This window comes from Flavobacterium sp. 21.1 (assembly GCF_057801535.1).
This window is the reverse complement of sequence record NZ_JBYNXA010000003.1, coordinates 562549-587354: the sequence shown is the minus strand read 5'-3', so window position 1 is coordinate 587354 and position 24806 is coordinate 562549. Positions and strand designations below refer to the sequence as shown.

Sequence of the window (24806 nt, the reverse complement as noted above, 5' to 3'; positions counted from 1 at the left end):
ATGAAGAAGCTTTTTACTTTCCTTCTTTTATTCGGTCTGACATTGGGTTATTCTCAGGAATTAACTCAGATAAAAACGGATAAGTATTCCGTTTACTTTAACTTTGACAAGCACAAATTGACCGACGAGGAAAATAAAAGGCTTAACGATTACGTGAAAAGTCTGGGAGACATCGTAATTCTTTCCATCGGATTGGAAGGTTTTTGCGATGACCGCGGAAGTATCGAATACAACAGAGCCTTATCAAACCGCCGTGCTAAAACGGTATCGGATATCCTTCAGGAAATTGCTTCCAAACAGAAAAACGTGGAAGGGAAAGGAAAAATCGATTTGCGAATTACCGAACTTCAGCTTAACGACGACGAATTGGATGCCACGCGGCAATTAAACCGAAGAGTTGATATTTACCTCGAATATTTTCATAACGACTTCATCGACCTAAGCAAGCCTAAAGATTCGGTTCCGACAAAAATTCAGGTGGAAAACCGTCAGCTGCGCCTTAAAACTTTCGAAGACAAACCGCTGAAAGTAGGGGATATCATCAAATTGAAAGATCTTTATTTTGAAGGCGGGCGCGCCGTTTTACTAAGAAAATCAGAAAAGCAGCTGGAGAAACTATTGAACGAATTAAAAAACAATCCTAATTTCAAATTCCAGATACAAGGTCATGTTTGCTGCATTGATACGCAATATTTCCGTGATGCCGTCGATGAAGATACCGGAATCAACAACCTGTCCGAAGCAAGAGCCAAAGCTATCTTTGCTTACTTAAAAGCCAATGGTATTCCTGAGGAGCGTATGACCTACAAAGGATTCGGACGCGATTACCCGTTAGAAGGCGCCAAGGAACACAACAACAAACGCGTGGAAATCGCGATTACCAGTATTGATTAATACCGTTTCATTTCGATGTGAGGAATGTCGTCTTCCAGATACATTTCGCTCGTTTGGGCAAAACCGTGGCTTTCATAGAATTTCTTCAGGTACAATTGTGCTGAAATGGTAATATTAGATTCGCCATAATGCACCGAAATTCCCGATATCGCTTCCCTCATTAGATCATGACCCCATTTTTTATCGCGGTATCCGGGCTTTACGATCACTCTTCCAATCGAAGCTTCATCAAAATAATCCCCGGGAGCAAATAAGCGCGCATAGGCCACTAAAACACCTTCGTACATTCCCAAAAGATGCAATGCTTTGTCATCCTTCCCGTCAATATCCTGATAAACGCAATTTTGCTCCACTACAAAGACTTCTGAGCGCAGTTGTAGTATTTGGTATATCTCGGAGACAGAAAGTTCTTTAAATGGCTTTATTTCGAATTTTGGCTTCATTTGTTTTTCGGTTTTATAAATTGTGTGGATTTTATGATCGATTCCAATTCAAAAATCATATCTCTTTTCATGCTTGACGGATTGTAAACAAAACCTTCAACGATAATATACCGACGGTTTTTAGTATCTTTTATCACATAATTCAGAAAAGGACCGTTCATGAAATTGTTCTGCAGTTCCCAGGTCCCACGCATTTCAAACGCGGGTTTTTCATCGATGTACGTTTTCGAAACGTAAGGGTAATAACTTTCTTCGGTCCGCATACTGGATTTGTCCAGCATACCGTGAATGTACTTTTTTCCGATGGAATCGCGAATGCGGATGACATTATCCACAACGCTGCTTTTTCTGAATGATGAAAGCGGCACCTGATAAATCAGCAGACTGGAATTACCCGAGGGAATGTCTTTTTTCAGCCAAACGAATTTATTTTTCAGCAGCGCATAGGAGAAGTCCTCAGGGATTTGAACTGAAATATTGAATTTCTGCCTGATTTTCTTATCGTTGAATAACGCTTTCGCCGTTACTTTCTGATTTTCGATAATCTCCGAATAATTGATGCTGCCCGTTAAAGTAGACGCATGCAGTTCAATCGTTTCTATGATTTCATTCCAGTTGTGACCGCTGATGTAAAAGATATTCTGCGGCACGGCGTACTTGTCCATTACATGTTTGAATTCGGGATGTGCCGCTTTGGAAATAACGACGATATTCCTGGCCAAACGTACGTTGCTGTTAAGCATCTTGGGCGAATACTGATTCAGCGTAAACAACGGTTCTTCTTCCTGAAGACCGTCCACCGGAGCGGCCAGTTTTTTTCGAAGTACGTCGCCGACTTCCCCATTCCATAAAACATCGTCGATAATTACGGAAACCGAATTGATTTTACCGGTAGATACGGGTAAAACGAAATCGTCCTGCTTAACAGTCTTTTTGCACGCCACGGACAATAGCAGCAGGAACAGGCCGAAAAAAAAATTCGCTTTTCTCACAGTGTTGTTTTGAAAAGCGAATTTACTAAATTATCCGTTGATTTTGAGTTTCATTCCGGGTCTGATGTCATCCCCTTTGATTCCGTTCAGTTTTCTGATGGCGTCAACAGTTGTTCCCTGTTTTTTTGAAATGCTGATTAAAGAATCTCCTGATTTAACAATGTATTCTTTAATTTTTGCGCGCTCGCGTTTACGAATCTCTTTCTTAACCTGGTCTTTTTCAGTAGCAGTTTGTGCAACAGTTTCTGTTTCAATAGCTTTTACAATCAGTTTTTGACCTAACTGAAGATTTTCATTATCCAGTTTGTTTAACTCTTTCAACTGCGCTACTGTCAGGTTATGTTTCTGCGCGATTTGCGTCAGATTATCACTTTTCTGAACTACATAAGTCGCTTCTGAAGTCGTTTCGTTTTGCTCTCTAGCGTCTTTGTTTTCATCCGCTTTTACAATCGGTTCTGAAACTTTCACAGTATCGGTTTTTTTCTTCTTAGCACCTCTGTCAGCCACCATCACCGTGGTTTCGTATTGGATTTTTAGCTTCTGACCTGCGTTAACGCCAGAACCTTTGATTTTATTCCATTTCTTCAGTTCTGCAGCTGAAACATCATTTTTCTCAGCAATTTCAGAAAGGTTGTCGCCACGTTTTACTGTGTAATATTTGATTTTTGTCTTTTTAACTGCCTTGGTAAATACGTCTTCTTTTTCATCATCAGCATCAACATTGTTGGAAGCAATTGCAGTTTGTGTACTGTCTGCAACAATCATTCGCGGTGATTTCACTTTGAACTGTTGTTTTTCTCTCTTGCTTTCCTCGTAGTCAACGTAAGCATATACTTTTTCCTCGTTCGATGTAAAAATCGCTAATTTGTTTTTAGGCAAACGGATGTAATGCGCTTTATCGGAAACAAAAGGAACCACGTTACGCTTGTAAATCGGGTTTAAAAAACGAAGTTGTTCTTCCGGCATGTCTAACAAATCGGCAATCTGTTTGAACGACATTTGTCTTTTTACCATTACCGTATCCGTTTCGAAGTAGGTAACCGATGCTTTTTTAGGGACAATACCGTGTTCTTTTCTGTATTCATACACATACATCGTAGCATAAAACGCCGGCAAATAACCTTGGGTTTCAGGATGCATGTACTTTCTGATGTTCCAGTAGTTGGTGTGTCCGCCCGAACGACGGATTGCTTTTGAAATATTTCCGGGCCCGGTGTTGTAAGAAGCCAAAACCAAATCCCAGTCACCAAAGATTTTGTACATGTTCGTGAAATACTGACAGGCTGCTTCGGTAGCTTTTAACGGATCATAACGCTCGTCAACATAAGAGTTCACCTCAAGGTTGTATTGCTTTCCGGTCTCATACATGAACTGCCATAACCCGCTGGCGCCCACTCTTGATTTAGCAAGTGGATTTAAAGCTGATTCCACAATTGCCAAATATTTAATTTCCAAAGGAAGGTCATATTTTGATAAGCTGGCCTCAAACATCGGGAAGTAATACTCCGACAAGGCCATTAAACGCTCGAATGCACGCGGACGGTTTTTAAGAAATGATTTGATCACATTTTCCACCGTTGGATTATACTCGACATGGAACGGAGATTTTTCATCCAGTTTCGCAAGACGCTGCTTCAAAAGATCGGTTGGGAGATTGTAATAAACGGTCGCATCTGTGTTAGCCTGCGCGATCTCCGATTGCATTTCGTCGAAAAGTTCCTGATTATTCAGTTCTCTCATCCACATTTCATCAATGCAGTTGCTCGTTTCGTTGTGCACGAAAGTACCTTTAATGGAATCCAGATAGGATAATTTTGGGAACGCTTGCGCAATCTGAACCTCTTTTTCACCCGTCTCTTGGGCCAAAGAAGCCAACGAGAAAATTCCGAAAATAAATGAAAATATTTTAGTCCTGTTCATACATCTCTTTTTATAATACGCTATTATTCAATCATTTACGCACATTGCAAACATAATAGCTTATAACTGATAAAATCAAAAAATATTGTTAAAAATTGCAAATTAATTTTCTATCGCTGCAATTCCGGGTAATGTTTTTCCTTCAAGCATCTCCAGCATTGCCCCGCCACCAGTGGAAACGTAGCTCATTTTCGGCTCCAGTCCGAACTGCTTCACAGCAGCAACCGAATCACCGCCACCTACTAGTGAAAAAGCGCCATTTTTAGTCGCTTCGGCAATATAATTACCCAAAGTGATGGTTCCGTCGGCAAATTTATCCAACTCGAAAACACCTAACGGACCGTTCCACAAGATCGTTTTTGAATTATTAATTACATCCTTCAGTGCTTCCAAAGACTTCGGCCCTACGTCAAGCCCCTGCCATCCGTCCGGAATAGCGTTAACATCAACAATCTGGGTATTGGCTTCGTTTGAAAAAGCGTCCGCTGCTACCACATCAACCGGCAAGTGGATCTGAACATTTTTCGCTTTCGCTTTTTCCATGATTTCAAGGGCTAATGCCATTTTATCGTCTTCACAAAGAGAGTTTCCGATTTTTCCGCCCATCGCTTTGATGAACGTAAAAGTCATTCCCCCACCTATGATCATGTGGTCGATTTTATCCAAAACATTTTCGATAACCGTAATTTTTGAAGATACTTTGGATCCTCCAAGTACTGCCGTTACCGGTTTTACCGAATTATTCAATACACGGTTCAAACTTTCAATTTCCTTTGCCAACAAAGTACCGAAACACTTGTGCTCCGGGAAAAACTGCGCAATGATCGTTGTCGAAGCATGCGCTCTGTGTGCCGTTCCGAAGGCATCATTCACATAAATGTCCCCTAACCTCGCTAATTTTTCGGCAAAAGCCACATCTCCTTTTTCTTCTTCAGCATAAAAGCGAAGGTTTTCCAACAACAATACTTCGCCCGGTTGCAATTCGGCTACCGCATTTTCAGCAACTTCTCCGATACAATCCGTAGCAAATTTCACGGGAACACCCAAAACTTCAGACGTTTTAGCTACAATGTGCTTCAATGAATATTTTTCTTCAATCCCTTTTGGTCTTCCCAAATGTGACATTAGAATGGCACTCCCTCCGTCTTTTAAAATTTTATCGATCGTAGGTTTTGCAGCTTCTATTCGGTTCGCATCGGTTACGTTAAAATTTTCATCCAACGGTACGTTAAAATCGACACGGATGATGGCTTTTTTTCCTGCAAAATTAAAATCGGTAAGGGTTTTCATTGTGAACTATTTTTGTTGTTTGTTTACTTTATAATCTGCAAATATACGATTTTTCTTTTTTTAGCTTTTTTCCACATCTGTTTTTAGCGAATTCATAATTTTTTGACAGACGGGCTCTTACTGTTTACGACTACAAATAAGACAGAAAAAACCACCCGGAAAAAGTAGCGAATAGTGGGTTTTTGTTTCTTGCCCTGATTAAACTTTCTGTTATCTTTGCTTCATGCTATTTCAAGAAATTTTAGGACAACAACACCTCAAAAGTCATTTGACGAAAAGCGCCGATTTAGGTCGCATCCCGCATGCACAATTGTTCGTGGGACCCGAAGGGTCGGGGACTTTGCCCATGGCGATTGCCTATGCGCGCTATATTTTGTGTTCGAATACGTCCGGGGAAAACACCAACGGAAATGAAGCCTGCAATCTGAAATTTGAACATTTTTCCCATCCCGATCTGCATTTTGTTTTTCCCGTGGCCACCAACGATGAAGTAAAAAGTCATCCGGTAAGCGCGAATTTCATGAAACATTGGCGGGAATTCGTCATTGAAAACCCTTACGGAAGTCTGTTCGACTGGCTGAAATCGCTTGGTATTCAAAACAAACAGGGACAGATAGGAGTGGACGAAGCACAGGAAATCATGAAATCACTTTCCCTTAAATCCTATGAAGGCGGTTACAAAGTGATGATCATCTGGATGGCCGATAAAATGAATACCGCCACGTCCAACAAACTCTTGAAATTATTGGAAGAACCACCGCAAAAAACGGTTTTTCTGTTGGTGACCGAAAATCAGGACGATATCATGCAGACGATCTTATCGCGTTGTCAGGTATTGGATTTTCAGGGCTTACCTGAAACTGTGATTGCCGATGCTTTGGTTTCACGTGAAAACATCGACGAAAAAATGGCCTTGCGAATTGCGCACCAATCGCAGGGAAATTATAACAAAGCCTTGCATCTGCTTCATAAAGACGCCACCGAATTCCCGTTTGAAGAATGGTTTGTACAATGGGTGAGAGCCGCTTTTCGGGCCAAAGGAAATGCAGCTGCCATTTTGGATCTGACCAGTTGGAGCGAGGAAATTGCCGGAATCGGGCGAGAGGCACAGAAACAGTTTCTGCATTATTGTGTGGAAATGTTCCGTCAGGCCTTGTTGCTGAATTATCAGTCGCCATCACTGGTTTACATCGAACCGACGGTGGACAAATTCAAACTGGAGAATTTTGCACCTTTTGTGAACGGCAACAACATCAACGACATATTCAAGGAACTTTCGGACGCGATCTATCACATTGAACGCAACGGTAATGCGAAAATCATCCTGACCGATTTGTCCATAAAACTGACCCGTTTAATCCATAAAAAATAAGCCATGACCCATACACAACTTTTCGGCGTACTGATTCTTGCCTTTTTAGCCTTGACATTCCTGCATTCCAGCTACGAAAAAATTACCGAATGGAAAGAAACCGTGGCGGGACTGAACGAACATTTTAAAGCTACTTTCATCCGAAATCAGGTGCCGGCTGCTTTAGCCTTGCTTTTGATTACAGAAATTATTGCGGGAGCCTTCTGTCTGGTCGGCATCTTCCAATTGATACAAAACGGAAGTACAACCATTGGTCATTATGGCGCCGTAATGTCATGTATTACTTTGCTTTTAATGCTTTTCGGGCAGCGCCTGGCCAAAGATTATGATGGCGCGCGAACCATTGCGATTTATTACATTCCCGCAATTTTAGCGGTGTATTGGTTGTAGCAATACACAGCCAATTGGTCAAATTATTTGAATTAAAAATAGCTCATATGACCAGATTTTTCTTTTGTATTATTTTATTTGCGTATTCGGCATTTGCGCAGGAAGATTTTGAAAAAAAGGTTGTCGAACCGCTACAAAAAAATAATTTATATTTCGAAAAGGCTTTTGTCCATACCAATAAAACGACTTATCTAGATGATGACATAATTTGGTTTCAAGCGTATGTTGCCGATAACAACAGCCTGCCTTCAAATAAAACCACGCTCTTATATGTGAATCTGGTCGATTCTAAAGGAGAGGTCATTGCTTCAAAAAACATTTTCATTTCCAACGGAATTGGAATAGGCGAGTTTGACATTGCAAATATGAATGGCTCTGGTCGCTATTATATTCAGGCCTATACCAATAACATGCGAAATTTCGGCGATGCTAATTTTTTCATTAAAGAAATTAACGTTATTAAAGAACCGTCGGTCACCGCTAAATCAAACAGAAACGAATACGATATCCAATTTTTCCCCGAAAGTGGTTATTTATTGGATGACACTGAAAATGTTTTAGGCATAAAATTACTGACAAAAGGTAAAGGAACCGATTTTACCGGCAAGATCATCAACAGTAAAAATCATGAAGTTACACGTTTTAAAAACGAATATTCAGGGTTGAGTTCCTGCAAATTTAAATATGCATCCGGAGAATCCTACCAGGCAATCATTGAAACGAACGATACGATAATCAAATTGAAAATCCCTGAGAGTGAAAAAAGGGAGCTTTTACTGGCTGTTGACAATTCCAATCAGCAACTGGCAATAGAATTAAAAGCACCGGAAAAGTTTATCCCAGAGCTTACTAAACATAATTTCACTTTATTATTTCATCAGAACCATACGATAATTGATTTTTTTCAGATTGATCCGAAATCGATGATCAATAAAAAAATGGAAATCGATACGCAGCACTTAAAAAATGGGGTTAATACCATAACCTTGTTTAAAGATTATGAACCAATCGCGGAAAGGAAGTTTTATGTGGACCAACGACTCAACGAACTGTCGGTCAGCCTGGAAAAAAATCTTTCGAAAAACGATTCGATCGTCTGCAACCTTAAGATCCTTAACGGGAATAAGCCCTTAAAATCAAAATTAAGCATTAGCGTTTTACCCGACAGCATCGCTAATTTTAATGAAACAACCACCATAAAAAGCGCTTTTTTACTTTCACCCTATGTTACCGGCTATATCGAAAACCCAGGATATTACTTCGATCCGAAAAATCCAAAAAGACTTGAACATCTGGATTTACTATTGTTAACTCAGGGTTATGTCCGATACTCTTTTTCTGAGATGGTTACAGTTTTCAATCCAAAGCCTGCTTATGAATTTGAATTGGGTTTTAAACTAAAAGGAACTGTGTCGCCGTTAGTCACAAATTATCTCGGTTTAATCGCTAAAAACAATTCCTTAATCCAGAAAATATATTTAAAAAGTGACAATTCCTTCGAATTCAACAAGTTGTTATTGTATAAAAATGATGCGGTTAAAATTTCCTTTTTATCAGCTGAAAATGAGGCTTTTCAACCAAAAAAATTACATTTGAATCCAGTCGAAAAAAGCACTTTTCCAAAAATAAATCGGTATAAAATAAGCGAACCTAAAAAGCAACTGTTTAGTGAAAAGGAATACGAAGACTACAAGCACTACATGGGCATCCGATTAAATGAGATCACATTAAAAACTAAAAATTCCAGTAAGAAAAACATCCGACTTGACAAATTAATAAAAAAACACAAGTCAGAAGTTTTTGACATTGGTTCGTATTACGAAATAGAAATGCCGGAAGATGCCCGTAAAAACAACGAGTTGTTTATGAGTTTTTTGCTTCGGGACCAAGGCATACGCTTAGTAAATTGGAAAGGACTTGAGAACTATTTAGAGGCTTCCTCAGATACAGAGGCCGCTTTATTTGTCAACGGAAAACTGATTACATCAACCGATTTGAGCACCCTGTCTTTAAAAATGAAGGATGTGGAAGCGATAATGAAACAACCTTTTAAAAATTATATTAAGTACCAGGTTTTCACCACGGAGGATTACAATAACGATATTGTGAAACTTTTCGACGAATTTATACTCACAAACGCCTATGACAGGGCCAAAAAATACTACACTCCGGCATTTAATTACAACCGACCTGCCCGTTTTATGGAAATTGATTGGAAAACCAATTTAAATACGGACTATAACGGTCAGACTACTTTCAAAATAGTGAAAAATGACGCGATAAAAAAAACCATTTTTTCCATTCAGGGTTTTTCCGAAGATGGTGTTTTGATCAGCGAAATAATAATAAAATAAACCCATTAAAGAACCTAAGATTTCAGACTGGCTTTAAACAATCGTAATTCGTCCCAGCTGAATTTATCACCGTGGATGTCTTTTAATTCACCCAGACTTTCCCCTTTGAAATCATAAAAAGCTTCACGTAAACCTGCTATTTTATCATCGGGTAAGATATCGTGCAATTGAATCACTTCCATCTGGATCAGCTTCGTGAAATGGCTGAAAATAGTGCCTGGTGTAAGTTTGCGCTTTTTTGCAATCTCATGAATGGACAGGTTTTGTTTCCACAGTTCCAGCGTTTCTTCAATCGTTGCTTTTTTGGGCGCTTTGGCTTTTTTAGGTTTGTGTTCGTAATACGACGCATCGTCTTCGTCTTCGATCAGTTCGGCATGACTGGCGCGGAACTTTTCGGCTACCGTTACCAATTTGTTGATCTTGTAGTTCCTAGCTTCGTCGGAAAGTAAATTCTGTTTGGAAATTTCTTTACCGTCGGCGATAATCTTCAGTAACAACAGCGCTTTTTTGAGTTGGAGCACCGTTTTGATCTGCAGTTCTTCCAAAACCTGCAATTCGTCGTAAAATGCTTTGACTTTCTTAACCCGCTTGATTTCCTCGATCTTGAGTAATAGTTCTTCCACGATCGCATCTAACGGTGTAAAGAAGTAGTTATAAGCCGCCTCACATCGCTCCCTGATAAATGCAATATCCACCGGTTCCGTAGAAAACAATTTGTACAACTGACTTTGGAATTTAACCGAAGCGTCGCCTAGTTTTGCCATAGCTTCCGCATTGGATTCCGCCCAGTCTTTATGTTTGGATTTCGGCGATTTTGGCGCTTCCTGTTTGTAGCTGAAGGTATGATTACGCCATTCCTGAATCAACGCTCTGAAATCGAAACTGGAAATCAGCGTGTTAGACAAATACTGTTTGGTTTCTGAGCTAAGGGAATCCAGCAAAACCTGCTCGGTTGCTTTGTTCGACGCGTATTGCAGCACATCCTCATCGGAGGAAATACCATTCATCCTAAGCGGAGACAGCAAAATAAGCCCGTTTAAGGAACGTAAACGCGAAAGAGCTACATAGGCCTGCCCAGGGGCAAAAACCTGCGATACATCAAGCACAGCTTTGTCAAAGGTCAGGCCCTGGCTTTTATGAACCGTGATCGCCCACGCCAATTTGATAGGGAAGTGGGTAAACGTTCCTAAAAGTTCCTCTTCGACTTCCTTGGAATTTTCATTGATTTTGTATCTAATGTTCTGCCATTCATAGCGTTCCACTTCGATGGTCTTATTTTCGTCCGGAAAATGGACCAAAATTTCATTTTCGGCCAGCGATTTGACAATCCCCATCTTTCCGTTGAAGAACTGTTTTTCCGGCGAAATATCATTCTTGATGAACATGATCTGGGCTCCGACTTTAAGCTGCAGATTCGGATCAACCGGGTAGATTTTCTCTGCGAACTCGTCTACAATCAAGGGTTTATAGGTGTATTGTTTTCCTGCCAATGCCGCAAGTGATTCCGAGTTAATGGCATCCGCTTTAGCATTGTGCGTGGTCAGAATAATGTATCCTTTATTGGCCTTGACATCAAAATCTGGCTTGACAAACCGATTTAAAATTTCGATATCATTTTGTTGGATCGTATTGTTCCGAAGGTTGTTCAATACCGAAATGAACTGATCGTCAGTCTGTCGGAAAATCTTATCCAATTCGATGTACAACGGCGGATACTGCTGAACAACGTGTGAATGGAAAAAGAACATTCCCCGGTAGTAGTTCTTCAAAACCTGCCATTCATCCTGTTTGACAACGGGAGGTAATTGTAATAAATCTCCTATAAATAATGCTTGCACGCCACCGAATGGACGCTCGTCTCGCCGCACTTTACGCATCATAAAATCAATCGCATCAAGTGTATCGGCACGGAGCATACTTACTTCATCAATAACCAGGAGTTCCATGTTTCGGATCACGGCGCTTTTCTGACCGCTCATTTTGAAATGACGGGTTAAGGAAATTGGATTTTCAAATTTCACCATCTCCGAAAAATGGGGCAGTGGTTTGGTATCCGGAACAAAAGCAGCGAAAGGCAGTTGAAACATCGAATGGATAGTGACTCCGCCCGCATTAAGCGCGGCGATTCCCGTGGGTGCCACAACGACCGTATTTTTATGAGTGGTAGCAATGATTTCACGAAGAAGGGTAGTTTTCCCTGTCCCTGCTTTACCAGTGAGAAAAATTGACTTATTGGTTTGATTAATAAACCGAAGCGTAAAAGAGGCAGCATTAGATAGTTGTTCCATATGGCGTATAAATTAGCGTGTGAAAGTACTAAAAATCAAAAGAAGTACCAATAAAAAAGCCCCCAATCGGAGGCTTCTACATTATTTTTTTTCTTCTTCTTTCTTAGCTGGTTCCGGACCTTTGTAGTTGTCATTCAGCTCTTTAATAAGAATTTCGGTGATATCATAACCGTCTTTTGCATACAAAACTGTAGCCGACATATCTCCTGTTCCGTAGATATAATCGTAACCGTTCTTCTTGCCATATTCCTTGATATAGGTTTTGATACGTTTTACCAAACTATCGTTTTCCTTACCGCTTTCCTCCTGAATCGTACGGATCATGGATTCCTGTTTCATGCCTAATTGCTGCTCTCTTTTCTGCAGTTCAGCGCCCTTAGCCTGCGCCCAAGCCGGTCCCTTTAACTGTGCGTTTTGCTGAAAAGCAGCTGCCTCGCTTTGAAATTGAGAAGCTTCACCACGAAGTTCGCGGCCCATTTCTTCCGACTTTACCTTGTATTTATCTTCTATGCTTTTCGCTTCCTTGTTTTCTTTCAACAATTTTGAAATATCTACATAAGCTGTTTTCGTTTTTTCAGCAGAAGGTGCGGATTCTTTGTTACATGAAATAATTGCCAAAGAAGCAATCGATAGTAAGATCAGTTTTTTCATTTTTATAAATCAGTTAATTTTTATGTAAAAGTAATAATTCCTTTTAAAGTTCCAAATTTTGAAAAATTTCAGTTTTCAAAAGAAAATTTTAGTAAAAAATGCAATATAAATTTTATTTATCACCTTTGAAATGGATATAAATTCACTTTATCGAAACAGGATTAATATAAAGCCTTTTAAGACACTTTTAAAAATCTGTCATAATTTGATATACCAAAGCGCGTTTTCGCTAAAAATAACGGCTTATTTCGATTTTTAGTTGTTTTTAATGACGTAAATATGCGAAGAATACTCAAAATTTTGCTTTGCCTTCAAATTTGACTGCAATCCGATAAAAAATCCTTTGATAAAATTCATTTTTCCATTTTTGTATTTTTCGGACAAAAGCGAAACATAAAAACTATCGAAAATCATCGGAAGCACTTTTACCAGTTTCATATTTTGCTTCACAAATAATTTTTCGATCGCAATTTTTGAAAAATGCCAAAGGTGTCTTGGTACATCATAGGCAGCCCAAAATTTCCCGTAATAATGCGCATCATACGACTTATAGTTCGGGACCGCAATTAAGATCGTTCCTGAAGGTTTCAATAAACGCTTTAACTCTGCAATCTGATTTTCCAAATCGGGTACGTGTTCTAAAACGTGCCACATTGTGATTACATCAAAAGAATTATTTTCCAGCGATGCCAAATCTGTAGCGAACAATACACCTTTACTTAGCGCGATTGTTTTTGCTTTTTCACTTGGTTCGACTCCGGTACAGTTCCAGTTTTGATTTTTTGCTTCCTGAAGAAAATCTCCGGTTCCGGCACCAATATCTAAAAGTTTTCCTTTTTGCGGTTGCAATGAAGTGATCAATGCCACTTTATCACGAATTGCTTTTCGTTTTATAAAGTGATATGCCTTTTCAAACAACGAACGCTTTCCATCGGTATGAGAAATATAATCCTCACTTTCGTAATATCCGGAAAGTCTATCCAATGCCGGTTGTGGGTGCGTTTTTAAAAGTTGCAATTCTTCATCCAAAAGCAACTCAAAATTTTCTCCCGATACCGAATAATCTTTTACGCTGATAAAAACCTTATTGTTTGAAAAATTCATTTATAAAAATATTTATTTTATAGATTCTCTTTATTTACAGGGCTTACTGCCGTAGTTTCACGTGGAACATTTACGAAGGCAGCAAGCATCAAACAGCATTCAGTGATCAGTGTACTGCTAATTTGCGCACTACAAAGATCACTCCTTTCTGTTTTATCTACCCATGTGGATTAGTAATATGGAAATATCGGCAGGCGAGACCCCACTGATTCGTGATGCCTGTGAAATGGTAACCGGACGAATTTTTTTTAATTTTTCACGGGCTTCAAAAGAAAGTGATTTTACCACATCATAATCAAAATCGTCGCGGATTTTCAAATCTTCCAAACGATTTAATTTATCGGCATTATTTTTTTCCTTTTCAATGTAGCCCGAATATTTTACCAAAATTTCCGCTTGCTCGATTACTTCACGATCCAAATTGTGTTCGTCGATATAATCGGTTACTTTTTCGAATTTTACAAAATCTTCCAAATCCAATTGTGGTCTTGAAAATACTTTGAACATTTTATCCGGCTGCACCATAGGTGATGAACCTTTACTTTCCAAAACCGGATTTGCTTCTTCGGGCTTCAAACTCGTTTCTTTAAAGAAAGTGACAAAAGCTTCCGCCTGGTCGCGTTTCTTTTCCATACGACGGATTCGCTCTTCGCTGGCCAGTCCAATTTCATACGATTTCGGCGTTAAACGATCATCCGCATTATCCTGACGTAATAAAGTTCTATATTCTGCTCTTGACGTAAACATTCTATAAGGTTCTTCGGTTCCTTTGGTAATTAAGTCGTCAATAAGCACACCTATATAAGCTTCGTTACGTTTTAATATAAAAGGATCACGTTCCTGTGATTTTAAACCGGCATTGATTCCGGCCATCAGTCCCTGGGCAGCAGCTTCTTCATATCCGGTAGTTCCGTTAATCTGACCGGCAAAAAACAACCCGTCGATTAATTTGGTTTCTAAAGTATGTTGCAACTGCGTAGGAGGGAAGTAGTCATATTCGATGGCATAACCAGGTCGGAAGAATTTAACGTTTTCAAATCCTTCCACGGAACGCAACGCTTTAAACTGAACTTCTTCAGGGAGCGAAGTTGAGAATCCGTTCACATAAACTTCTACGGTATTCCATCCTTCCGGTTCTACGAACAACTGATGACGATCCTTATCCGCAAAGCGGTTTATTTTATCTTCAATCGACGGACAATAACGCGGGCCTAAACTTTTGATCCGTCCGTTAAACATTGGCGAACGATCGAAACCTTCTCTTAATAAATCATGTACCAATTCAGAAGTATAGGTCATATGACAATCCTTCTGAGCAGTCAAAGGTTTAATTCTTTCTAAATACGAGAACTTATCCGGATTCTCATCACCGGGTTGAACGATCATTTTGGAATAATCCAACGAACGTCCATCTACTCGGGGAGGCGTACCTGTTTTCATACGACCCGACTCAAAACCAAGTTTTACCAAATCTTCGGTGATTCCGTAGGCTGCACTTTCACCCGCACGTCCACCTCCAAATTGTTTATCTCCGATATGAATCAGTCCATTTAAAAAAGTTCCATTGGTCAGCACCACCGTTTTGGCTTTGATTTCAATTCCCAATGAAGTTCTGATTCCCGTCACTTTTCCATTCTCGGTCAAAATTCCGGAAACCATTTCCTGATAGAAATCCAGGTTCGGGGTCTGCTCCAACATTAAACGCCACTCTTCAGCAAAACGCATACGGTCCGATTGCACACGTGGTGACCACATCGCAGGACCTTTGGATTTGTTCAACATCTTGAACTGGATGGCCGTTTTATCCGAAACGATTCCCGAATACCCACCCAAGGCATCAATCTCACGAACGATCTGTCCTTTTGCAATTCCACCCATGGCAGGATTACACGACATTTGAGCAATGTTCTGCAAACTCATTGTAACCAATAGTGTTTTTGAACCCAGATTCGCAGCCGCAGCCGCAGCCTCTGAACCGGCATGACCGGCACCCACTACGATTACATCATATACATCTTGAAATAAACTCATTGTTCCACGTGGAACGTTTCACCGTTCCAATATTAATTTAAATTATATCTCTATTGTTCCACGTGGAACAATAAAACTTTTTCATCTTCTTTGGAGCGCATTAACTTCTCGTCCTGCTCGCTCTTGTCTTTATAACCACAGTAGTGTAATACCCCGTGTATAACGACTCTTTTTAATTCGTCCCCGAAACTTACCCCGAAATCCTGTGCATTTTCCTTTACACGCTCCACAGAGATAAAAATATCACCTTGTAATATATTTCCTTCAGAATAATCGAAACTTATGATATCGGTCAAATCATCGTGATTAAGGTACTCTACGTTGATTTTATGCAGGTATTCATCGTCACAAAAGATGTAACTTATCTCTCCTTCTTCCTTGTTCTCAGAGGCAATAACACGCGAAATCCAATTTTCGAATTGTTCTTCATTCTCTAATTGGAACTCCGTTTCGTAATTAAAATTTATCATTATTTCTAAAATAGGTTTGCACCTTTTGATTAAAATTTGGGCGCAAAGGTAAGGTTTGTCTATTTAAAATCTCAACACTGTTTAAATAATCTTTCAGCGCCGGCGGAATTTGATTCGCCTGATTATTAAATACTTTCTGATTGCTTTGCGACTGGCGCTTGTTCTCTTCACCCTGTTGCTGGATCGCTTTATCTAATTTCAAAAGTTCATGATTCAGGTTAAGCATCTTCTGCAAGGTTTCGTTTTTAAATCCTTTATTCAGTAATTGCTTTTCAATATCCTGCATCTGCTTGGCCGCATTCTGACCCATTCCACCCATACCTTCTTTTTCCATCGCTTTTTGCAAAGCTTCCCGAAGACGTTGTTGTTCTTTGTAAATTTCCAGTACTTCTCCCGCATCACCTTCACCATCCTGACCGCCCTCACCAGGCTTACTGCCTTTTGTACCATTTTTATCAGGCTGCCCTTCGCCGGGTTTTTGCCCCTTCTTCATACCCTGTTGCATTTTCTCAGCTAGACCTTCCTGCTTTTTAATGATATCTTTCAACTGCATTCCTCCTGAACCTTGTCCTGGTTTCGGTTTTCCTTTACCTTGTCCCTGTCCGGGCATTTCCATCTCCATTTCCATCTGCATCTGATTCATTGCGTCACTCAAAAAATCAGCCAGTTTATTAGCAGAACTTATCGTATATTGTTGATGTGAAACCCCTTTTGAAATATTATTTTCTGATAAATTATCAATGGATTTATCCACATTGTACTGCACATTACCAACCTCTTTCGTAATCATTTCAGAAATCTTTGGATTACGTAACGACATCGCGAATAAACTATCATCTACGTGCTTAAACTGATTTTTAAGATCCTGTTGTTTCTTTAAAAGCTTATTAAAACCGATAGTTCGTGAGGAACTGGATTTAAAATCTCGCATTACATCTTCTTGGGTAAACGAAAAGGCCAAAAGGTTATCCAGAATCTGACGCAACATTTTTACATCTTCTTCCATCTGCTCCATGTCGCCCATCTGCATTTGCATCTTCATCTTCTGACCCATCTGCTGCATCTTCTTGGCAGCTGATTTTTGCTTTGGTTTAGCGCCGGACGGGCTCTTTTTTTGTAATTCTTCCGATGCTTTCTTTAAATCTTCCTCAATACTCTGCTGTTCTTCCTTGTCATTTGGAATATCCATCGGCGCTTTAAGTTCCTTGTTTTCCTTTTCGAGTTCATTCAGTTCTTCCTGCAACTTATCGAAATCTTTATTGATTGCATCCTGTTCCTTTTCAGAATTCTCTTTACTGTCCGATAATTTATCTTCCTTCTTGGAAAGCTCATCTAATTTATCGGCAAGCTGCTCCGCCTTCTTCTCAACATAAAAACGTTTGGTAAGCTCCACCAACTGCTCAAGACTTTTCGTCTGATCCTTAGTATTCTGCTTTAACTTATCTACATTTTCAAAAAGCTCTTCTTCTTTAAGTTTATTGGTTAATTCCTCCAATTCTTTCAAGAGCTTCTCGTTCTTTTCAATTTCTTTCTCATTTTTATCCAGACGTTTCAACAACTCGTCTTTGAATTCATCTTTCTTTTCCGGATTGAATTCCTTTAAATTGTCTTCCATTTTCTTGGAAAACTCCTTCATCATCTGATCTTGCTGCTTCTGACGGTTGATGAAATCCTGAACTTTCTTCTGATCTTTAAAATCAAGATTGGCTTTCTCTTTACCCATCTTCTGCAGCTTATCCAACTCGGATAATTGCTTGTCCTGATTTTTGATCGATTTCTCTAAACTATTGATATTAGAATTCTGTTCCTGCAGGTGTTCTTCAACTTTTTCATTCTCCGTTAATTCGCGATGACTGAAAACCGATGACTTCGTACTTTTGAAATTGTGCAGCGCATCATTATCAAAAATCTCAAAGTAGTAATCATAATCAACACCCTGCTGTAAGCTTAACCCCGAAGGAAAACTATACACAAACTGATCAAAGGAACTTGCTTTAGCCGGTAGGTTTCCACGACGCGCCAGTTTCGGATTATCCTTCGGATAAAACACAACCTGAAGTTTTGACAATCCGTAATCATCAGAAACCTGACCCAAAATCATATTACCTTTCAGTTTCAGACTATCCGGTGCCTGTTCAATCGATATCGTAGGATACTGATCTTTTATAACTGTAATCTGATAATGAAGTTTTTCGTGGTTTCTAACGGCTCTGTTCGATGTAAAAATTTCATAATCAGTATTCAATGAAACATTCTTCGATAAGGCAAAATGAGATTCCGACTTAACAAACGGCACTGATTGCTCATTACTTTTCCAAACCACCTCAGTTGTAGTTAAGGTATTCATCTTCCACGTAACTTTAGAACCCTCCGGAAGTACAGCATTTCCCGTACCTTGAATAACTTCAGACTTTCTTCCCAAATACGACGGAAAATTCACCACCATTTCAAAACTGGCTATCGTAGGAACTGCAACCACCTGTAATTCAAATAAATGCGAAGTAACCTCGTTAGCTGTTAGTTGAAATTCAGTTGTAGATGTAGGTTTTTCAAACTTATATTGAAACACTCCAGGCTTTAACGACTCCAGATAATAACTTTCATCACCAATGTTGATCATTACATTTTCAGGAACGATCTTTCCCTTGGTCTTTACCTGTAAAAGGAAATCCTGACCTTGTTCTGCTGTCAAAGCATTGTTTACAATTTCAAATTCGAATGGGGCAGGAGGTATGTATTGTTTTTGAAAATGAACCATTCGGTCAAAACTCTGCGTAATAACTCCCGAATTACCGCTCACAAAAAATAACAGTAATAACAATAAAGGAATTATAGCATAAGGCAGAAATCTGATGTTCTTTTTAAAGTTGATGGCATTTCCGAAAGGGATTGGTTTCAAAGCACCGGCTTTTTGTTCAATGGACGCCACTAATAATTCGGAAGGTTCTGACTGACTGTTCAGCTGCAGAAAATTAGTCAGCTTATCACTCACTTCCGAAAAATGGTTACCGATAATCTTCGATGCTTCGGCATAATCGATTCCTTTCTGAAGTTTGAACAATTTAAAAACCGGAAACAATATAAAGCGAAGTAACAGGAAAAGTTCAACCGCAATAAACAACCAGAAAAGCACGGTTCTTCCTGATGGCGATAACCACAGAAAGTATTCGACTAGCAGCGTACCTATAAAATACAGCAATCCCAATCCAATAAAAAGCAATGAACCTTTGAGTAACTCATTGGTATAAAACTTTTTAATGAAGTCTTCCAGTTTTTGAAATATCAGATTTTTGCTTTCCAAAATCACTTTTATCTTTATAACCGATAAAACTACAATATAAATCGAAACGAAAGTCAAAAAATTAAGTTAAACCCGGCAAGCAAAATTCTATTCTCTTTTCTCTTTCTTCTATTCTCTGGATTTCAAAACTCAGAAGTTGTCAACATACATTAAAAACAACAAAAAAATATTTTTAAAATTTAAATTAATTGATTTGTTATTATAGCTTGTTAATAGTTGGCATAACTTTATTTTTAAAGGCTTTGATTTGGGTTTATACTTTTTTATACCGGTTTATTAACAATGCTATTTTGGGTTAAAACTTTGTAAATCAATACGGCCTTTTAGGTTATTAACAATCGTTGAAATGTATTTTTTTATCGATGATCTTAATAATTAACAGTGTTGATTTATGTTAATAACCCTGCTTTTTCTTTTGATAAATAAAAAGTAAAATATAAAAACTTCACTAGGATTTTTCATTCGTCTTTTTGATTAGAAAAATATCCGATACCAACAAAAAACAGTTGTAAATTTCTTTCTTAAGTTATCAACAAATGTTGTTAATCGGTAAAAGCCTGTTTTTCAACGATTACAATATTTTAATTAACATCATGAATTTCCCATGTTAATTTGATATAAAATTCATTATAAATAAGAGGTTTTATTAACAATATGGAATATTAAATTCAGGTAAAGGTTATGTAAATCACTTGAAATAAACAGGTTGCTGTTACTTTACGGTTATTAACAAATGTGAAGATCTAATTGTTAAACGTAAAAAACTGTATACTGTAAACTATAAACTGTAAACTTAAAAGTATCTTTGCATAAAATTTACTAAAAAATGTCAAAACCGGTTAGAGTGCGTTTTGCACCCAGCCCGACGGGGCCTTTACATATAGGTGGTGTAAGAACTGCCTTATTCAATTATTTATTTGCCAAAAAACACGGCGGAACCTTTTATTTACGTGTGGAAGATACCGACCAAACCCGATTCGTTCCCGGAGCCGAACAGTATATTATGGAAGCTTTGGAATGGTTGGGCATCGCACCGGATGAAACGGTAGGTAAAAATGAAAAATTCGGACCATACCGTCAAAGCGAGCGTAAACCTTTATATAAACAATATGCCGATCAGTTAATTGAAAACGGTTGGGCGTATTATGCCTTTGATTCGGCTTCTGATTTGGATCAATTACGTAAAAATGCAGAAGAAGAAGGTAAAACATTCATTTACAACCATACGGTTCGTGAACATTTGGATAATTCACTTACGAATTCGGCTGAAAAAGTGGCGGAACGAATTGCGGCGGGTGAAGAATATGTGATCCGATTCAAAACTCCGGTTAATGAAACCTTGCATCTGAAAGACATTATCCGTGGTGACATTAAGTTTGATACTAATTTATTGGATGATAAAGTATTGTTTAAAAGTGACGGAATGCCGACCTATCACTTAGCGAACATTGTAGATGACCACTTAATGGAAACTTCCCACGTGATTCGCGGAGAAGAATGGTTGCCTTCACTACCGTTGCATGAATTATTGTATAGAGCATTCAGTTGGGATGCGCCTCAATTTGCGCATTTGCCATTGATATTAAAGCCGGTGGGTAATGGTAAATTATCCAAACGTGATGGGGATAAATTAGGATTCCCGGTTTTCCCGTTGGATTGGAATGATCCGATTTCTGGAGAAAAATCATCCGGGTACAGAGAAAAGGGTTTTTTCCCGGAAGCCGTGGTGAACTTTCTTGCTTTATTAGGCTGGAATGACGGAACAGAGCAGGAATTGTTCGGATTAGAAGAGTTGGTGACGAAATTTGATTTGAACCGTGTGCACAAGGCAGGAGCGAAATTTGATCCGGAGAAAAACAAATGGTTCAATCAGCATTACCTTAAATTACAGTCGGATGTTTCTTTAGCGGAAAAATTTCTTCCGATACTAACGGAAAAAGAAATAGTTACCAATATCGATTATGTTACCAAAGTCGTTGCTTCGGTAAAAGAACGTGCCACTTTCGTAACCGATTTGTATGAGTTGAGCGACTTCTTCTTTGTGGGGCCAACTTCATATGATGAAAAAGCATCAAAAAACTGGAAAGAAGAAACACCACATTTGATGCAGGAATTGATTTCAGTATTAGAAAATATTGGTGATTTTAGTTCGCTAAACATCGAAACGATAGTAAAAGACTGGATGACGAAAAACGAAATTGGAATGGGGAAAGTAATGCAGCCGTTCCGTTTAAGTTTGGTGGGCGCTTTGAAAGGCCCGCATCTTTTTGACATCGTGGAAATGATTGGAAAAGAAGAGACAACTTTACGATTACAGAAAGCGATCGCAACATTATAAAAAGAAAAAGCCCCGAAAATCTCGGGGCTTTTTTTATAGATTAAATAATAGTTGTCCGGTGAAAATACCTATGTGACCTTTGAAACTGCCGCCATTTTTGGCTTTGATTTCTTCTTCGTTATTAAGGTTGTTCAGAATGTTGTTCAGACCGTACTGGTAATTCAATAAAACACGGACACGTCGGCTACCCGCACTGATCCCCATATAAAGGTTACCGTTGATCTTGGTAATGTCTACAATGTCTTTTGTCGTTAAGTTGATGTTGTTTGCCAAAAGATTGCTCTCATACTTACTATCGAATTTTAATTTATCATTGAACTGAAGTACCGGACCTAGATCTATGGAAACATGATCTTTAATCACATTATAACTAAGCAATAATCGGATTTGTCCATTCATCAGTTTGTATTTCACATCTTCGTTTTGCATCGTAGGGGAAAGTGTAGCTACTGAAAAATTATATTCTGAAAACTGCATCCCGAAAATCATGCTGAAATCATTATAATAATTACCGCGAACCTGCATTCCGGCCGACCAGCCCATTTCGGGTGTGACATCAAAATCCGATGTCGTTATGGTAGCCTGATTCACGCCGGCATAAATACCGATACGGTTTCCGTCACGGTAACCATATTGCGCAAAAATAGGGGAACTGATCATCAGAAGTAAGGCAATCTGTAGCTTTTTCATTTGGAGAAAATCATTAAATTTTGGCAAATGTAAACTTATTTCATCAACAATTGTAACATTTATCTGAAGCATCCGTATAATCTTATAAAATAACTAAACTCATTATGATGGTACCTATTTCTATTTTAGCAGTGATCGGATTCTTTTTGTTTCTGGCCTCTTTTTTTACTGTTAAGCAACAGACCGCAGTTATTGTGGAGCGCTTCGGAAAGTTTAATAGCATAAGACAATCGGGTCTGCAGATTAAAATTCCGGTTTTCGATCGTATTGCCGGACGTGTAAATCTGAGAATTCAGCAATTGGATGTTATCATCGAAACAAAAACCAAAGACAACGTATTCGTAAAAATGAAAGTTTCGGTTCAGTTTAAGGTTTTACAGGAGAAAGTATACGATGCATTTTACAAACTGGAATTTCCTCATGATCAGATTACTTCCTATGTGTTTGACGTAGTTCGTGCCGAAGTGCCGAAGTTGATCTTGGATGACGTTTTCGAAAGAAAAGATGATATCGCCATTGCAGTAAAGCGTGAACTGAACGAGGCAATGACCACGTATGGATATGAAATCATCAATACGTTGGTAACCGATATCGATCCGGACATCCAGGTAAAAAATGCAATGAACCGAATCAACGCGGCCGATCGTGAAAAAACTGCTGCGGAATACGAAGCGGAAGCACAACGAATCCGAATCGTAGCCAAAGCCAAAGCGGAAGCAGAAAGTAAACGTTTGCAGGGACAGGGTATTGCTGATCAGCGTCGTGAGATTGCACGTGGTTTGGTGGAGTCTGTAAATCAGTTGAATGAAGTGGGAATTAATTCTCAGGAAGCATCTGCATTGATTGTAGTTACCCAACATTATGATACGCTACAGGCCGTTGGTGCGGATACAAATTCGAATTTGATTTTGTTACCTAACTCTCCTCAGGCAGCGAGCGACATGTTAAACAACATGGTGGTTTCTTTCGCAGCCAGCAATCAGGTAGGTGAAGCAATGAAAAATGCACCGAAGCGTCTTAAGAAAAAAGACGATCCTACGTCTACGGATTTTAATCCATCCGATCCGCAGTAAGCCGGAAATTAAATAAAGAAAAGAGGTCGAAAGGCCTCTTTTTTATTTTGTGAACTTGTTGATTAGAAACGGAATAATTACATTTTTCAATAATCCTGATTTGCTCACCATTGATCCGGCGTTTTCTATTATATTATGAAGTATACCCATAGGCGTTAGACTTTCCATGGTTTTTTCTACTGTCAGTGATAGTTTGAGCGTAGCAATCTCTTTCTGCAGTTTGAGTATTTTCAAGTCACGGTCAATTTCTTCATAGGAAGAATATACTTTTGGTTTCATAAATCAGTTGTCGTTAAAATAGATTTTTGAAAATTTTTTAAGAACGGTTCCTTCCACAACCTTGTCTTTTATAAGGTAGATGATAAAGCAAAGCACAACGTATATGCCACCAACTGCTAAGAATCCTAGAATATTACTGTTCAGTAACTGTCCCAGATGCAGTGCCAGGGCTATGGAAACAAAAAATAAAAACATCATAAAAAATAGCAACATCAACAGTACTTTTACGACCATTGATGTTGATTTCATCAGTACTTTGAACAACCAAAGTTTGTAATAAGCGATACTGCTATCGATTGCATTTTTAAGGTTGTCCTGAATACTTTCTGCTTTTTCTTTAAGATTTTCAGACGGCATACTTAATTTTTAGCGGTTTCAGCCTGTTTTTTCAAATCGGCTAATTTTCTTTCTAAGGTGTCAATCAGTTCTTCTTTTTTATGATGACTATGTGCAACTAAATGGTCGAATTCGCTTTCAAAATCCGCTTTCGCTCTTGAAAATTTTGCTTTGATATTTTCAGTAACGTCGTGAAGTTTGTGTTTTAAATTGTCTTTTTCGTGATCAATACCTTCTTTGATCTTTCTTCTCGTTTCCGAACCTTTGTCTGGGGCAAACAAAATTCCGAGTCCGGCTCCAATTGCCGCTCCGGCTAAAAGGGCCAATACTGTTTTTCCTGTGTTGTCTGACATGATATTAGATTTTAGTTACTCCCTATAAATTTACGTATTCGGAAACAGGTTTTCTGTTAATCGGCAGTTAATTATTGACCAAAAAAAGCAAAAATCGATTTAAGGCGTTTTTTAGGAGATAAACTACACAGGAATATGGAAACACCTTCGCTATTTTTTTAAGTTAATTAGAATTTATTTATGGAAGTTACTTTTAATAAATAAATTTGATAATTATTTTATTTATAATCGATATTT

General features: G+C 38.7%; 20 protein-coding genes. 6 read left to right on the top strand and 14 right to left on the bottom strand.

Features of this window, described 5'->3' with window-relative positions; translation table 11 throughout:
* Positions 1 to 894, top strand: coding sequence for an OmpA family protein (locus AC3E9U_RS09375; RefSeq protein WP_488746640.1), 894 nt, complete (start codon positions 1 to 3; stop codon positions 892 to 894).
* Here AC3E9U_RS09375 and AC3E9U_RS09370 read toward each other — a convergent pair.
* The 4 genes from AC3E9U_RS09370 to AC3E9U_RS09355 form a co-directional block, all read right to left on the bottom strand.
* A complete protein-coding gene (locus AC3E9U_RS09370; protein WP_488746639.1) occupies positions 891 to 1337 on the bottom strand; it encodes a GNAT family N-acetyltransferase in 447 nt (148 codons plus the stop codon). The two genes, AC3E9U_RS09375 and AC3E9U_RS09370, sit on opposite strands and share 4 nt — an antisense overlap.
* Positions 1334 to 2329 (bottom strand): DUF4837 family protein, encoded by a 996-nt coding sequence (locus AC3E9U_RS09365; RefSeq protein ID WP_488746638.1) that lies wholly within the window; start codon positions 2327 to 2329, stop codon positions 1334 to 1336. The genes AC3E9U_RS09370 and AC3E9U_RS09365 overlap by 4 nt, the downstream gene beginning before the upstream one ends.
* A gap of 30 nt (positions 2330 to 2359) precedes the next feature.
* Entirely contained in the window at positions 2360 to 4249 is a 1890-nt protein-coding gene (locus tag AC3E9U_RS09360) for a lytic transglycosylase domain-containing protein (RefSeq protein WP_488746637.1), read from the bottom strand.
* 102 nt (positions 4250 to 4351) lie between these two features.
* Positions 4352 to 5539: a phosphoglycerate kinase gene (locus AC3E9U_RS09355; protein ID WP_488746636.1), complete on the bottom strand. Its 1188-nt coding sequence runs from the start codon at positions 5537 to 5539 to the stop codon at positions 4352 to 4354.
* A gap of 223 nt (positions 5540 to 5762) precedes the next feature.
* Here AC3E9U_RS09355 and AC3E9U_RS09350 point away from each other — a divergent pair, with 223 nt between their 5' ends.
* Genes AC3E9U_RS09350 through AC3E9U_RS09340 form a run of 3 tightly spaced genes read left to right on the top strand, consistent with a single transcriptional unit; the run spans position 5763 to position 9655 of the window.
* Positions 5763 to 6911, top strand: a complete 1149-nt coding sequence (locus tag AC3E9U_RS09350) for a DNA polymerase III subunit (RefSeq protein ID WP_488746635.1) — start codon at positions 5763 to 5765, stop codon at positions 6909 to 6911.
* Positions 6912 to 6914: 3 nt separating this feature from the next.
* Complete coding sequence (locus tag AC3E9U_RS09345) at positions 6915 to 7301, top strand: DoxX family protein (RefSeq protein ID WP_488746634.1); 387 nt, start codon at positions 6915 to 6917, stop codon at positions 7299 to 7301.
* Between the two features lie 47 nt (positions 7302 to 7348).
* On the top strand, positions 7349 to 9655 hold the full coding sequence (locus tag AC3E9U_RS09340; RefSeq protein ID WP_488746633.1) for a hypothetical protein: 2307 nt from the start codon (positions 7349 to 7351) through the stop codon (positions 9653 to 9655).
* A 14-nt stretch (positions 9656 to 9669) separates the two neighbouring features.
* Here the strand turns inward: AC3E9U_RS09340 and AC3E9U_RS09335 are convergent, their stop codons facing one another.
* From AC3E9U_RS09335 to AC3E9U_RS09310, 6 genes are all read right to left on the bottom strand, one after another.
* The gene (locus AC3E9U_RS09335; protein WP_488746632.1) at positions 9670 to 11943 is read right to left on the bottom strand and encodes a helix-turn-helix domain-containing protein; all 2274 of its coding nucleotides are present in this window, start codon (positions 11941 to 11943) and stop codon (positions 9670 to 9672) included.
* Between the two features lie 81 nt (positions 11944 to 12024).
* Positions 12025 to 12594, bottom strand: a complete 570-nt coding sequence (locus AC3E9U_RS09330; RefSeq protein ID WP_488746631.1) for an OmpH/Skp family outer membrane protein — start codon at positions 12592 to 12594, stop codon at positions 12025 to 12027.
* 255 nt (positions 12595 to 12849) lie between these two features.
* Positions 12850 to 13698: a class I SAM-dependent methyltransferase gene (locus tag AC3E9U_RS09325; RefSeq protein ID WP_488746630.1), complete on the bottom strand. Its 849-nt coding sequence runs from the start codon at positions 13696 to 13698 to the stop codon at positions 12850 to 12852.
* Between the two features lie 153 nt (positions 13699 to 13851).
* Positions 13852 to 15729, bottom strand: coding sequence for a tRNA uridine-5-carboxymethylaminomethyl(34) synthesis enzyme MnmG (gene mnmG / locus AC3E9U_RS09320; RefSeq protein WP_488746629.1), 1878 nt, complete (start codon positions 15727 to 15729; stop codon positions 13852 to 13854).
* Between the two features lie 50 nt (positions 15730 to 15779).
* The gene (ybeY, locus tag AC3E9U_RS09315) at positions 15780 to 16199 is read right to left on the bottom strand and encodes an rRNA maturation RNase YbeY (RefSeq protein WP_488746628.1); all 420 of its coding nucleotides are present in this window, start codon (positions 16197 to 16199) and stop codon (positions 15780 to 15782) included.
* Entirely contained in the window at positions 16186 to 19557 is a 3372-nt protein-coding gene (locus AC3E9U_RS09310) for a DUF4175 family protein (RefSeq protein WP_488746627.1), read from the bottom strand. The genes ybeY and AC3E9U_RS09310 overlap by 14 nt, the downstream gene beginning before the upstream one ends.
* A gap of 769 nt (positions 19558 to 20326) precedes the next feature.
* On the opposite strand from AC3E9U_RS09310, the gene gltX reads away from it, so the two are divergent.
* Positions 20327 to 21838, top strand: a complete 1512-nt coding sequence (gene gltX, locus AC3E9U_RS09305; RefSeq protein ID WP_488746626.1) for a glutamate--tRNA ligase — start codon at positions 20327 to 20329, stop codon at positions 21836 to 21838.
* 33 nt (positions 21839 to 21871) lie between these two features.
* On the opposite strand, the gene AC3E9U_RS09300 is transcribed toward gltX, so the two are convergent.
* Positions 21872 to 22528, bottom strand: a complete 657-nt coding sequence (locus AC3E9U_RS09300) for an outer membrane beta-barrel protein (protein WP_488746625.1) — start codon at positions 22526 to 22528, stop codon at positions 21872 to 21874.
* Between the two features lie 104 nt (positions 22529 to 22632).
* Between AC3E9U_RS09300 and AC3E9U_RS09295 the strand changes: the two genes are divergently transcribed.
* Positions 22633 to 23601, top strand: a complete 969-nt coding sequence (locus AC3E9U_RS09295; RefSeq protein ID WP_488746624.1) for an SPFH domain-containing protein — start codon at positions 22633 to 22635, stop codon at positions 23599 to 23601.
* A 42-nt stretch (positions 23602 to 23643) separates the two neighbouring features.
* On the opposite strand, the gene AC3E9U_RS09290 is transcribed toward AC3E9U_RS09295, so the two are convergent.
* Genes AC3E9U_RS09290 through AC3E9U_RS09280 form a run of 3 tightly spaced genes read right to left on the bottom strand, consistent with a single transcriptional unit; the run spans position 23644 to position 24569 of the window.
* Entirely contained in the window at positions 23644 to 23880 is a 237-nt protein-coding gene (locus AC3E9U_RS09290) for a DUF6327 family protein (RefSeq protein WP_488746623.1), read from the bottom strand.
* Positions 23881 to 23883: 3 nt separating this feature from the next.
* A complete protein-coding gene (locus tag AC3E9U_RS09285) occupies positions 23884 to 24237 on the bottom strand; it encodes a competence protein (RefSeq protein ID WP_488746622.1) in 354 nt (117 codons plus the stop codon).
* Positions 24238 to 24239: 2 nt separating this feature from the next.
* Positions 24240 to 24569 (bottom strand): YtxH domain-containing protein, encoded by a 330-nt coding sequence (locus tag AC3E9U_RS09280; RefSeq protein ID WP_488746621.1) that lies wholly within the window; start codon positions 24567 to 24569, stop codon positions 24240 to 24242.
* Between the last annotated feature and the right edge of the window lie 237 nt (positions 24570 to 24806).

Excerpts from the sequence above, each read along its gene's own strand:
- AC3E9U_RS09285 (WP_488746622.1), bottom strand. The coding sequence starts at position 24,237 with ATGCCGTCTGAAAATCTTAAAGAAAAAGCAGAAAGTATTCAGGACAAC.
- gltX (WP_488746626.1), top strand. The coding sequence starts at position 20,327 with ATGTCAAAACCGGTTAGAGTGCGTTTTGCACCCAGCCCGACGGGGCCT.
- mnmG (WP_488746629.1), bottom strand. The coding sequence starts at position 15,729 with ATGAGTTTATTTCAAGATGTATATGATGTAATCGTAGTGGGTGCCGGT.
- AC3E9U_RS09290 (WP_488746623.1), bottom strand. The coding sequence starts at position 23,880 with ATGAAACCAAAAGTATATTCTTCCTATGAAGAAATTGACCGTGACTTG.
- AC3E9U_RS09375 (WP_488746640.1), top strand. The coding sequence starts at position 1 with ATGAAGAAGCTTTTTACTTTCCTTCTTTTATTCGGTCTGACATTGGGT.
- AC3E9U_RS09345 (WP_488746634.1), top strand. The coding sequence starts at position 6,915 with ATGACCCATACACAACTTTTCGGCGTACTGATTCTTGCCTTTTTAGCC.
- AC3E9U_RS09325 (WP_488746630.1), bottom strand. The coding sequence starts at position 13,698 with ATGAATTTTTCAAACAATAAGGTTTTTATCAGCGTAAAAGATTATTCG.
- AC3E9U_RS09330 (WP_488746631.1), bottom strand. The coding sequence starts at position 12,594 with ATGAAAAAACTGATCTTACTATCGATTGCTTCTTTGGCAATTATTTCA.
- AC3E9U_RS09295 (WP_488746624.1), top strand. The coding sequence starts at position 22,633 with ATGATGGTACCTATTTCTATTTTAGCAGTGATCGGATTCTTTTTGTTT.
- AC3E9U_RS09335 (WP_488746632.1), bottom strand. The coding sequence starts at position 11,943 with ATGGAACAACTATCTAATGCTGCCTCTTTTACGCTTCGGTTTATTAAT.
- ybeY (WP_488746628.1), bottom strand. The coding sequence starts at position 16,199 with ATGATAAATTTTAATTACGAAACGGAGTTCCAATTAGAGAATGAAGAA.
- AC3E9U_RS09280 (WP_488746621.1), bottom strand. The coding sequence starts at position 24,569 with ATGTCAGACAACACAGGAAAAACAGTATTGGCCCTTTTAGCCGGAGCG.
- AC3E9U_RS09300 (WP_488746625.1), bottom strand. The coding sequence starts at position 22,528 with ATGAAAAAGCTACAGATTGCCTTACTTCTGATGATCAGTTCCCCTATT.
- AC3E9U_RS09355 (WP_488746636.1), bottom strand. The coding sequence starts at position 5,539 with ATGAAAACCCTTACCGATTTTAATTTTGCAGGAAAAAAAGCCATCATC.
- AC3E9U_RS09350 (WP_488746635.1), top strand. The coding sequence starts at position 5,763 with ATGCTATTTCAAGAAATTTTAGGACAACAACACCTCAAAAGTCATTTG.
- AC3E9U_RS09360 (WP_488746637.1), bottom strand. The coding sequence starts at position 4,249 with ATGAACAGGACTAAAATATTTTCATTTATTTTCGGAATTTTCTCGTTG.
- AC3E9U_RS09370 (WP_488746639.1), bottom strand. The coding sequence starts at position 1,337 with ATGAAGCCAAAATTCGAAATAAAGCCATTTAAAGAACTTTCTGTCTCC.
- AC3E9U_RS09340 (WP_488746633.1), top strand. The coding sequence starts at position 7,349 with ATGACCAGATTTTTCTTTTGTATTATTTTATTTGCGTATTCGGCATTT.